The organism is Faecalimicrobium sp. JNUCC 81, from assembly GCF_053667625.1.
On record NZ_CM132203.1, the window covers coordinates 314484 to 326439 of the forward strand.

The 11956-nt window shown below is 36.1% G+C and carries 7 protein-coding genes, 3 rRNA genes and 1 riboswitch; all 10 genes read left to right on the forward strand.

Features of this window, described 5'->3' with window-relative positions:
* Positions 1 to 10: 10 nt before the first annotated feature.
* The 10 genes from JNUCC81_RS01670 to JNUCC81_RS01715 all read left to right on the forward strand — a co-directional run bounded on the left by JNUCC81_RS01670 (position 11) and on the right by JNUCC81_RS01715 (position 11925).
* Entirely contained in the window at positions 11 to 676 is a 666-nt protein-coding gene (locus JNUCC81_RS01670; RefSeq protein WP_454095032.1) for an ABC transporter ATP-binding protein, read from the forward strand.
* Between the two features lie 419 nt (positions 677 to 1095).
* Positions 1096 to 2598, forward strand: a 16S ribosomal RNA gene (locus JNUCC81_RS01675).
* Between the two features lie 315 nt (positions 2599 to 2913).
* Positions 2914 to 5815: ribosomal RNA gene (locus JNUCC81_RS01680) — 23S ribosomal RNA — on the forward strand.
* A gap of 62 nt (positions 5816 to 5877) precedes the next feature.
* A 5S ribosomal RNA gene (gene rrf / locus JNUCC81_RS01685) occupies positions 5878 to 5994 on the forward strand.
* The 16S, 23S and 5S rRNA genes sit together here, the layout of an rRNA operon.
* A gap of 108 nt (positions 5995 to 6102) precedes the next feature.
* A complete protein-coding gene (locus JNUCC81_RS01690) occupies positions 6103 to 7047 on the forward strand; it encodes an AAA family ATPase (RefSeq protein ID WP_454095033.1) in 945 nt (314 codons plus the stop codon).
* A 28-nt stretch (positions 7048 to 7075) separates the two neighbouring features.
* Positions 7076 to 8842 carry a nitric oxide reductase activation-like protein gene (locus tag JNUCC81_RS01695; protein ID WP_454095034.1) on the forward strand — a complete coding sequence of 589 codons (1767 nt, stop codon included), beginning with the start codon at positions 7076 to 7078 and terminating at the stop codon, positions 8840 to 8842.
* Between the two features lie 195 nt (positions 8843 to 9037).
* Positions 9038 to 9219, forward strand: a riboswitch (cobalamin riboswitch).
* Positions 9220 to 9419: 200 nt separating this feature from the next.
* Complete coding sequence (locus JNUCC81_RS01700) at positions 9420 to 10163, forward strand: energy-coupling factor ABC transporter permease (protein ID WP_454095035.1); 744 nt, start codon at positions 9420 to 9422, stop codon at positions 10161 to 10163.
* On the forward strand, positions 10132 to 10419 hold the full coding sequence (locus JNUCC81_RS01705) for an energy-coupling factor ABC transporter substrate-binding protein (RefSeq protein WP_454095036.1): 288 nt from the start codon (positions 10132 to 10134) through the stop codon (positions 10417 to 10419). The genes JNUCC81_RS01700 and JNUCC81_RS01705 overlap by 32 nt, the downstream gene beginning before the upstream one ends.
* Positions 10420 to 10421: 2 nt before the next feature.
* Positions 10422 to 11126 (forward strand): cobalt ECF transporter T component CbiQ, encoded by a 705-nt coding sequence (cbiQ, locus tag JNUCC81_RS01710; protein ID WP_454095037.1) that lies wholly within the window; start codon positions 10422 to 10424, stop codon positions 11124 to 11126.
* Positions 11113 to 11925 carry an energy-coupling factor ABC transporter ATP-binding protein gene (locus JNUCC81_RS01715; protein ID WP_454095038.1) on the forward strand — a complete coding sequence of 271 codons (813 nt, stop codon included), beginning with the start codon at positions 11113 to 11115 and terminating at the stop codon, positions 11923 to 11925. Before cbiQ ends, JNUCC81_RS01715 begins: the two co-directional genes overlap by 14 nt.
* Positions 11926 to 11956: the final 31 nt, after the last annotated feature.

Genomic DNA, 11956 nt, shown 5'->3' on the forward strand with positions numbered 1-11956 from the left:
AGGAATTAGTATGACGATATTAAAAATAGAAAACTTAAACAAAGTTTATGGTAAAAATGAAAATGAGTTACATGTTTTAAAGAATATAAATTTAAATATAGAAGAAAATAAATTTATTGCTGTAGTAGGTGCTAGTGGTTCTGGAAAAAGTACATTATTAAATTGTATGGCAGGCCTTGATAAACCAACTGATGGAAAAATTTATTATAATAATGAAGAAATAAGTAATATGCCAGATGGAAAACTAGCTGATATAAGGATAAATAACTTTGGATTTGTGTTTCAAAATTTTAATTTAATACCAGTTGTTAATGTATATGAGAACATAATAATGCCTTCATTATTAAAAAATAGAAAAGTAGATAAAAAATATCTAGAAAAATTACTAGAGAAACTACAAATAAAGGATAAAATAAAAAAATTTCCTAATGAATTATCTGGAGGTCAACAGCAAAGGGTGGCTATTGCTAGAGCTCTTATAAATAACCCCAAAATTATATTTGCAGATGAACCTACAGGAAATTTAGATACAAAGTCAACAGAAGAAGTTATGAGTATATTAAGAGAATGTGTGAATGATTATAATCAGACACTTATAATGATAACTCATAATGACACGATAGCTAGAGAAGCTGATATTTGTATAAAAATACAAGATGGAGCAATCGTGAATTAATTTAATACATAAAAATAAAACTCTAATAATATTAGGGTTTTATTTTTATGTAAAAGTTTAAAAATATAAATTTTTCAAAAGCTAATCACAAAATTGTGGATATTATAAGATTGAATTGCTATATAAGCTAAATACAGATTGTAGATAATGTGGATAGTTTAGAAAAAGTATGTGCATAACTTTAAATGATAAAGAAAAAATAAAAAAATACTAAAAAAAATTAAGAAAAAGTATTGACGATATATTTTTAAGGTGATATAGTATTACTTGTCCAAGAGATAAGGATGAAACAAAAAAGTAAGCGTCGATATAGTCGCTTAAAATGAACTTTGAAAATTAAACAGTAGGTTAATTTATAGAATTTGAAACAACCAAACAAAGCCAGATATATAACAGTATCTGAGCCCAAGTCAAAACTTATATTTAAGAGTTTGATCCTGGCTCAGGATGAACGCTGGCGGCGTGCCTAACACATGCAAGTCGAGCGATTTCCTTCGGGAAAGAGCGGCGGACGGGTGAGTAACGCGTGGGTAACCTGCCCTGTACACACGGATAACATACCGAAAGGTATGCTAATACGGGATAACATGAGAGAGTCGCATGGCTTTCTTATCAAAGCTCCGGCGGTACAGGATGGACCCGCGTCTGATTAGCTAGTTGGTAAGGTAACGGCTTACCAAGGCGACGATCAGTAGCCGACCTGAGAGGGTGATCGGCCACATTGGAACTGAGACACGGTCCAAACTCCTACGGGAGGCAGCAGTGGGGAATATTGCACAATGGGCGAAAGCCTGATGCAGCAACGCCGCGTGAGCGATGAAGGCCTTCGGGTCGTAAAGCTCTGTCCTCAAGGAAGATAATGACGGTACTTGAGGAGGAAGCCCCGGCTAACTACGTGCCAGCAGCCGCGGTAATACGTAGGGGGCTAGCGTTATCCGGAATTACTGGGCGTAAAGGGTGCGTAGGTGGTTTCTTAAGTCAGAGGTGAAAGGCTACGGCTCAACCGTAGTAAGCCTTTGAAACTGAGAAACTTGAGTGCAGGAGAGGAGAGTAGAATTCCTAGTGTAGCGGTGAAATGCGTAGATATTAGGAGGAATACCAGTTGCGAAGGCGGCTCTCTGGACTGTAACTGACACTGAGGCACGAAAGCGTGGGGAGCAAACAGGATTAGATACCCTGGTAGTCCACGCCGTAAACGATGAGTACTAGCTGTCGGAGGTTACCCCCTTCGGTGGCGCAGCTAACGCATTAAGTACTCCGCCTGGGAAGTACGCTCGCAAGAGTGAAACTCAAAGGAATTGACGGGGACCCGCACAAGTAGCGGAGCATGTGGTTTAATTCGAAGCAACGCGAAGAACCTTACCTAAGCTTGACATCCTTTTGACCTCTCCCTAATCGGAGATTTCCCTTCGGGGACAGAAGTGACAGGTGGTGCATGGTTGTCGTCAGCTCGTGTCGTGAGATGTTGGGTTAAGTCCCGCAACGAGCGCAACCCTTGCCTTTAGTTGCCAGCATTAAGTTGGGCACTCTAGAGGGACTGCCAGGGATAACCTGGAGGAAGGTGGGGATGACGTCAAATCATCATGCCCCTTATGCTTAGGGCTACACACGTGCTACAATGGGTGGTACAGAGGGCAGCCAAGTCGTGAGGCGGAGCTAATCCCTTAAAGCCATTCTCAGTTCGGATTGTAGGCTGAAACTCGCCTACATGAAGCTGGAGTTACTAGTAATCGCAGATCAGAATGCTGCGGTGAATGCGTTCCCGGGTCTTGTACACACCGCCCGTCACACCACGGAAGTTGGGGGCGCCCGAAGCCGGTTTGCTAACCTTTTGGAAGCGGCCGTCGAAGGTGAAATCAATAACTGGGGTGAAGTCGTAACAAGGTAGCCGTATCGGAAGGTGCGGCTGGATCACCTCCTTTCTAAGGAGAATTGCCTACTGTTTAATTTTGAGAGTTCATTAGAACATCTCAAAAATAGGGCGTAGCCCGAAATATTACTTTGAGTAACGGATGTTACTGAACGTATGTGAAGTAATATCGTTGGCGACATGCGAAGCATTTTAGTACTTTGAAAACTGCATAACATTTAGTGATATGACATCATTTTATATATATGAAGAAGATAACTTCTAAAAATATCAACGACACGATAAGTCATTAAAATATCAAACTTTGAGTAACGTAATAAACTGAGTGAATACGAAGTTTGTTCGTTGACGAAACACTTTAATAACTGGTCAAGTTATTAAGGGTGCAGGGCGGATGCCTTGGCACTAGGAGCCGATGAAGGACGCGATAAGCTGCGATAAGCTTCGGGGAGTTGCACGTAAACTTTGATCCGAAGATTTCCGAATGAGGAAACTCACTTAGAGTAATGTCTAAGTATCGTTAAGTGAATACATAGCTTAGCGAGGGGAACTCGGGGAACTGAAACATCTAAGTACCCGGAGGAAAAGAAAGAAATTCGATTCCGTAAGTAGCGGCGAGCGAACGCGGAACAGGCCAAACCAATGAAGTTTTCTTTGTTGGGGTTGCGGACATATCATAAACGAAGAGGCTATTGTAGACGAAGAGAGTTGGAAAGCTCCGCTATAAAGTGTAACAGCCACGTAGTCAAAACGAGAAGACTTCAGATATGATCCAGAGTACCACGGGACACGTGAAACCCTGTGGGAAGCAGGAGGGACCATCCTCCAAGCCTAAATACTACCTAGTGACCGATAGCGCATAGTACCGTGAGGGAAAGGTGAAAAGAACCCCGGGAGGGGAGTGAAATAGAACCTGAAACCCTGCACTTACAAGCTGTGGGAGCACATTACTTGTGTGACCGCGTACTTTTTGTAGAACGGGCCAACGAGTTACGTTAAGTAGCAAGGTTAAGCACTTAAGGTGCGGAGCCGTAGCGAAAGCGAGTCTTAAATGGGCGCTTAAGTTACTTGACGTAGACCCGAAACCGGGCGACCTATCCATGAGCAGGTTGAAGCGAAAGTAAAATTTCGTGGAGGACCGAACCCACGAGCGTTGAAAAGCTCGGGGATGACTTGTGGATAGCGGTGAAATTCCAATCGAGCCCGGAGATAGCTGGTTCTCCCCGAAATAGCTTTAGGGCTAGCCTCAAGGTTGAGAGAAGCGGAGGTAGAGCACTGAATGTCCTAGGGGGTATTGCACTTACCGAAGACTATCAAACTCCGAATGCCGTATTCTTATACTTGGGAGTCAGACTGTGGGTGATAAGATTCATAGTCGAAAGGGCAACAGCCCAGATCGTCAGCTAAGGTCCCTAAATGTACGTTAAGTGGTAAAGGATGTGGGATTGCACAGACAACCAGGATGTTGGCTTAGAAGCAGCCACTCATTTAAAGAGTGCGTAATAGCTCACTGGTCGAGTGATCCTGCGCCGAAAATTTCCGGGGCTAAAACGTACTACCGAAGCTACGGCATCATTATGATGGGTAGGGGAGCTTCGTATGCAGGCTGAAGCGTGACCGTAAGGACGCGTGGACAGTATACGAGTGAGAATGTTGGCATGAGTAGCGAGACGTGGGTGAGAATCCCACGGGCCGTAAACCCAAGGTTTCCAGGGGAAGGTTCGTCCGCCCTGGGTTAGTCGGGACCTAAGCCGAGGCCGAAAGGCGTAGGTGATGGACAACAGGTTGATATTCCTGTACCGCCAATAAACGCTTGAGAAATGGGATGACACAGTAGGATAAGCTAACCACACTGTTGGTTATGTGTGGCTAAGTACTGAGGCAGTCAAGATAGGCAAATCCGTCTTGATAATGCTGGGGTACGATGGGGAGCGAAATTTAGTAGCGAAGTAGCTGATTTCACACTGTCAAGAAAAGTCTCTATCGAGTTTAAAGGCGCCCGTACCTCAAACCGACACAGGTGGGTGAGGAGAGTATCCTAAGGCCAGCGAGAGAACTATTGTTAAGGAACTCGGCAAAATGACCCCGTAACTTAGGGAGAAGGGGTGCCATCCTTTGGATGGCCGCAGAGAATAGGCCCAAGCGACTGTTTACCAAAAACACAGGTTTCTGCTAAGTCGCAAGACGATGTATAGGAGCTGACGCCTGCCCGGTGCTGGAAGGTTAAGGGGATCTGTTAGAGCAATCGAAGCAGTGAACTTAAGCCCCAGTAAACGGCGGCCGTAACTATAACGGTCCTAAGGTAGCGAAATTCCTTGTCGGGTAAGTTCCGACCCGCACGAAAGGCGTAACGATTTGGGCACTGTCTCAACAATAGACTCGGTGAAATTGTAATCCCGGTGAAGATGCCGGGTACCTGCGACAGGACGGAAAGACCCCATGGAGCTTTACTGTAGCTTGACGTTGGGTCTTGGTACTACATGTACAGGATAGGTGGGAGACTTTGAAGCATGAACGCCAGTTTGTGTGGAGTCATCCTTGGGATACCACCCTTGTAGTACTGGGATCCTAACCAGAGGCCTTGAATCAGGTCTTGGGACACCGTCAGGTGGGCAGTTTGACTGGGGCGGTCGCCTCCCAAAGAGTAACGGAGGCGCTCAAAGGTTCTCTCAGTACGGTCGGAAATCGTACGAAGAGTGTAAAGGCAAAAGAGAGCTTGATTGCAAGACATACAGGTCGAGCAAGGACGAAAGTCGGACTTAGTGATCCGGTGGTTCCGCATGGAAGGGCCATCGCTCAACGGATAAAAGCTACCCTGGGGATAACAGGCTTATCTCCCCCAAGAGTCCACATCGACGGGGAGGTTTGGCACCTCGATGTCGGCTCATCACATCCTGGGGCTGTAGTAGGTCCCAAGGGTTGGGCTGTTCGCCCATTAAAGTGGTACGCGAGCTGGGTTCAGAACGTCGTGAGACAGTTCGGTCCCTATCCGTCGCAGGCGTAGGAAATTTGAGGAGACCTGTCCTTAGTACGAGAGGACCGGGATGGACGTACCTCTGGTGTACCAGTTGTTCTGCCAAGGGCATGGCTGGGTAGCTATGTACGGAATGGATAAGCGCTGAAAGCATCTAAGCGCGAAGCCAACTTCAAGATAAGATTTCCCACCGTAAGGGTAAGACCCCAGGAAGACTACCTGGTTGATAGGTCGAAGGTGTAAGTGCAGTAATGTATTTAGCTTATCGATACTAATAGGTCGAGGACTTGACCAATAAATGATTAATTCAATAAATGTTTGCAGTTTTCAGAGTATTAACTCTAAAATAAAAGATTATGTGGTTACAATAGCAAAGAGGATACACCTGTTCCCATTCCGAACACAGAAGTTAAGCTCTTTAGCGCTGATGGTACTTGGTGGGCAACTGCCTGGGAGAGTAAGACGTAGCCACGTAATCTTTTTTATTTTAAACTCCTAGATGGGAGTTTTTTTTATATAAAGAAATAATACATTATATTGTGCTACTATATAATTATACTATTAACAATAAAGGGGATACATATGGAGATAATAGATAATTTAAGAAAACAGGGAATAAATGAGATACTTATTGAAGATGTATTATATTTTAGAAAATATTATAAATTAGAAAATAAATTAGAAGAACGTATTAGCAAATCAAAAAAATATTTTTATGGTAAAGATATTTTGTCTATGAGCATATCAGCAATTTTAGAAGATCAAAACATTTTATTATCAGGACCCAAAGCTACGGGAAAAAATTTATTAGCAGATAACTTATCAGAAATATTTAATAGACCTCAATGGAATACATCTTTTCATATTAATACTGACAGCACGACTTTAATAGGTACAGATACTTTTATAGATAATGAAGTTAAATTAAGAAGGGGATCTGTGTATGAGTGTGCGATAAATGGTGGATTTGGAGTATTTGATGAAATCAATATGGCTAAAAATGATGCAATTGCAGTACTTCATTCAGCTTTAGATTATAGAAGAGTTATAGATGTACCAGGATATGAAAGAATTAATTTACATCAAGCAACTAGATTTATTGGTACTATGAATTACGAATATGCAGGAACTAAGGAATTAAATGAAGCATTAGTTTCTAGATTTATGGTCATAGATATACCAGCAGTTGATGAAGATAAGTTAATGTTTATTTTAAGAAATGAATTTGGCGATGCGGATGAAGAAAAATTAAACCAATTTGCAGGGATATTCTTAGATTTGCAGTTAAAATCTCAAAATGGAGAAATATCTACTAAATCAATAGATTTAAGAGGACTAATAGGCTCTTTAAAGACTATAAGAAGAGGGTTAAGTCCATCTTTAGCAATTAGTATGGGAATAACAAGCAAGAGCTTTGATATATACGAAAAAGAAATGGTACAAGATATAATTAAAACTAGAATTCCTGATAAGTGGAAAAGTGAAGATATATTTCCAAGTATGAATTTAAATAAAGCTTTATTATAAGTAAAAATTTATTTAGGTAGGAGATATTATGAAATGGATATATAGTGATTATGAATTTGAAAACAGAATAAATAATTTATCTTGGACTATATCAGGCAAATATGATGAAGATGTAAGTATTTCAAATCAAGATTATAATTCTAAAGAAGTTGCCATGTATTTTGCTATAATGGCTGGTGCTAGACATAAATACATAGAATGGGATTTAGTAAAAAAATATATAATTAATAGAGTTAAAGGTGGATATGATTTATCTACTATTTTGAGTTTAGTTCAAATTGTATTAAATAAAGTTGTAGAATCGAAGGTTATGATAGATAGGCCAGGAGTAGAAGATATAAGAAGTAAAGCGTATAAAGATATTATCTCTGGGTTTAGTAAGATATACAATGAAGATATATTACAAAAGATTAAATATGCAAATGTATTAGAAGGAATGGGTAAGCATCCGGTAGTAGATGGGCTTACACGAAGAATAATGAACAGCATTAAAGAGATAGATGTAAATAAAAATATAGTAGATATTTTACAAGACATAGATAAAGTATATTTAATGTATTTTGAACAGATATTGCAAGGTGAAGATATTAATAAAGAATATAATTATAAAACTAAAGATAATATAAATTTTGATACATTTTCAGATTTTATGTATGAAGAACTTTATAACAATGAAAAAAATTTTATAGAAAATGAAATACAAGAATTATCATCTTCTATATTAGTTGAAAGCATAGGTGAAATGTATATAAAAGAATCTTCAAACTCAGCCAATAGAGTTATATATGTAGATGAAGAAATGGTTAATAAAATATATGAGAAAATAGAACATTACTATGGAAAATCATATAAAAATAAATCAGAGATAAAAAAGATAGAAAGTAAAAATTGTAGAGGTGTCCATGAGGGATGTAGAATTCATTTTACAGATGGAGTTTTAAGAAGTGAATGTAGTAATGTTGCTCAGATAAAATATGCTACAAGACAAAAAGAAAATAATATAAGTAAATTTAGAGATAAGGTTAAAATTCATAGAAGAAATATAGCCAAATTAAAGGATAGCTTATCAAGAATATTAATAGAAGAGAGTGAAAGTAGCAGAGTATATTCAGATTGTGGAACGGTATATGCTTCTAGAGCATGGAGAGCATCTAGGAGTAATAATAATAAAATATTTTATAAGGATATAGTTAGCGAAAAAGGAAAGTATGTAATAGATATATTATTAGATGCTAGTGGATCTCAAAGCAGGAATCAAGCTAATGTTGCAACTCAAGGATATATAATAGCAAGAGCACTAACTATGGTTGGTATACCAAATAGGGTAATGGGTTTTTCTAGCTTTATGGATTATACAATACTAAAACGATTTAAAGACTATGAAGATTCAATAGATAGTAGTGAAAATATATTTGAGTACTTCTGTGCAGGTAATAATAGAGACGGGTTAGCCATAAAATCTACATGTGATGGATTATTAGAAAGAGGCGAAGAAAATAAAATACTTATAGTTCTAAGTGATGGAAAACCTAATGACGTTAAAATCGGTAAGGATAGAGAAAGAACTATAAGAGGAGAAATGTCTTATAAAGGCAATGTAGGAGTATTAGACAGTGCAAAAGAAGTAAGAATTGCTAGGCAAAAAAGAATTTTGGTATTAGGGGTATTTACAGGTAAGGAAAGTGAACTAGGTTCAGAAAGATTAATATATGGAAAAGATTTTATATACACAAAAAATATAGATCGATTTTCTGATATAGTATCAATGTATTTAAAGAAAATTATTAGGGATTAATAAAAATAGCATATAAAAATTATATTTAGCATAAATTTAAGTAAAATATAATTTCTTATAAAAATAAAAAATTTGTAAAAAATTTGAAAAATAAGAAGGAATATAAAAATATATATAGAATATATTATATAAATGATTAGCCAATAATTTAACAAAGTGTATATATGTGTAATATATAATATGTAATTATAAAAAATAATATAAAATATTATAGGTTCTTGAAGAAAGATTAATAGGGAAAGAGGTTAAAGTCCTCTGCAGCCCCCGCTACTGTAAAGCTAACGAAACTTAAACTTAAGCCACTGTGATTATCATGGGAAGGCTAAGGAGTAGGATGATGCTAAGCCAGGAGACCTGCCTAATAATATTTAAGTAATTTCTTCGGGGAGGGAGAAAGTTTCTTGAAAGTATACAATATTAGTATTGTTAAAAGAAGCCTAACTCAACCGTTAGGCTTTTTTCTATTGGAAATATAATTCCTTCTAGGGTGAAATAAGCTTAAATGCATATGATCAGATAAAATAACAATTTATATGGCGAATCATTAAGTAAATAGCTAAAGAAAGAAGGGGAAATTATGAAAAAACTAAAGCTAATATTAGCATCAGCATTTCTTTTAATCGTATTAAACCCGATTAACTCTAATGCAATGCACATAATGGAAGGATTTTTGCCAATGAAGTGGTCCATTATGTGGAGTGTAATATTCATACCATTTTTATTAATAGGATTAAAATCTATAAACAAAGTAATTAAAGAAGAGCCTAAGAAAAAAGTACTTTTAGCTCTATGTGGAGCATTTGTATTTGTACTTTCAGCTTTAAAAATACCATCATTAACAGGAAGCTGTTCACACCCAACAGGAGTTGGTTTAGGAGCAATATTATTTGGACCAAGTGTAATGGTTGTATTAGGTACAATAGTACTATTATTCCAGGCACTACTCCTAGCTCATGGTGGACTTACAACTTTAGGAGCGAATGCATTTTCTATGGCAATAGTAGGTCCTATAGTATCATTTTTATTATATAGATTCTTAAAGAAGAGAAATGTAAAAACTGGAACTAATGTATTTATAAGTGTTGCACTTGGAGATTTAGCTACATATACAATAACTGCTATACAATTAGCGGTAGCATTCCCTGATCCTTCAGGTGGGATAATGGCATCAGCTACTAAATTTTTAGGAGTTTTCTTTATGACTCAAATACCAATAGCAATAGCAGAAGGTATATTAAGTACTATAATGTATAATTTAATAACTGCAAAAGAAGGGAAAGGAGTTGATTATGATGAATACAAATGCGAAATCAGTGAATAAAACTAATTGGCTATTGCTTTTATTAGCAGTAGTGCTTATTATAACTCCTCTAATACTAAACTCAGGAGCTGAATACGGTGGAGCAGATGGAGAAGCAGAAGACCTAATAGGTCAAATAAATCCAGGATATGAGCCATGGTTTAATAGTCTATATGAGCCACCAAGTGGAGAAATAGAAAGTTTATTATTTTCAACGCAAGCAGCATTAGGAGCAGGAGTGATAGGTTACTACTTAGGTAGCAGAAGGAGAAAATAAATATGCTTTTAATTGATAAATATGCATATACAAATAAATTAAGTAATATAAATCCAAAAATAAAGGTTGGTATAGGGACAATTTTTTTAATTGTCTCTATGCTAACACATAGTATATTAATACTATCAAGTATAATGATATTAATGAGTTTATCTATTGTTTGCATTGCTAAAATAGATTTAAAAAGTTACTTGAAGCTACTTAAAATACCGATTTACTTTTTATTTATGGGAATAATAATTAATTTAATAAATATATCATTTAATCATGAAAATTTACTATATAGTTTTAAGATTTTTAATTTATATATAGGAGTATCAAGTCAATCTTTAAATACATCATTATATTTGTTGTTTAGATCAATGTCTTGCTTAATGTGTGTATACTTTTTTGTTCTTACAACACCTTTTAATCAATTACTATTTTTATTAAAAAGTCTTCATATATCAGATACAATAATAGAGCTATCAATGCTTACATATAGATTTATATTTATATTTTTAGAAGAAGTTTCAGATATTAGAAAATCTCAGGAATTAAGATTTGGATACATAAATTTAAAGACATCATATAAATCGATTGGACTTCTTGGAAATTTATTATACAAAAGAATGATGAAAAGATACGAAGACATGTCTATATCTCTAGATATGAAACTGTATGATGGAAAATTTCAGATAGTAGGGGATGAAAATGTTTACGATTAATAACTTAACATACAATTACGAAAAAAATTCAAAAGCACTATCAAATATTAATATGAATTTTTCAAAAGGAAATATAATAGGAATAATAGGATCAAATGGATCTGGTAAATCGACTTTATTTATGAACTTAATGGGGATTTTAAAACCAACATCTGGAGAAATTTTATTGGATGGAAAAAAATTAAAGCATGATAAAAAAAGCTTATACAATCTTAGAAAAGATGTTGGCATAGTGTTTCAAGATCCAGAAAAACAAATATTTTACTCAAGAGTATATGACGATTTAGCTTTTGCTTTAAGAAATATTGGTACAGAAGAAACAATTATAAAAGAGAAAATAAGAAGAGCTTTAATAGCCGTTAATGGAATAGATTTTATAAATAAACCAGTTCACTTTTTAAGCTATGGACAAAAAAAGAGAGTAGCAATAGCATCAGTAATAGCTATGGAAAATAAAATGGTTTTATTAGATGAGCCAACAGCAGGATTAGACCCAATAAGTACAAAGCATATAGTAGAAATAATTAAAAATTTAAAAGATAGAAATGTGAAGGTAGTTATATCAAGTCACGATATGAATTTAATTTATGAAATATGTGACTATGTATATATTTTAGATAAAGGAAAAATTACTCAAGAAGGAATTACAGAAGATGTATTTACTAATGAAGATAATATAATTAAGGCAGGTCTAGAATTACCTTGGTTAGTAAAAGTACATAAAAATATGGAAATTCCATTATTTAAAAATGAAGAGTTGTTGTATGAGTATTGGAAAAAATCAGTACTCAATAATTAATTAGCCCTAAACCTATTTAAATATAAATTAA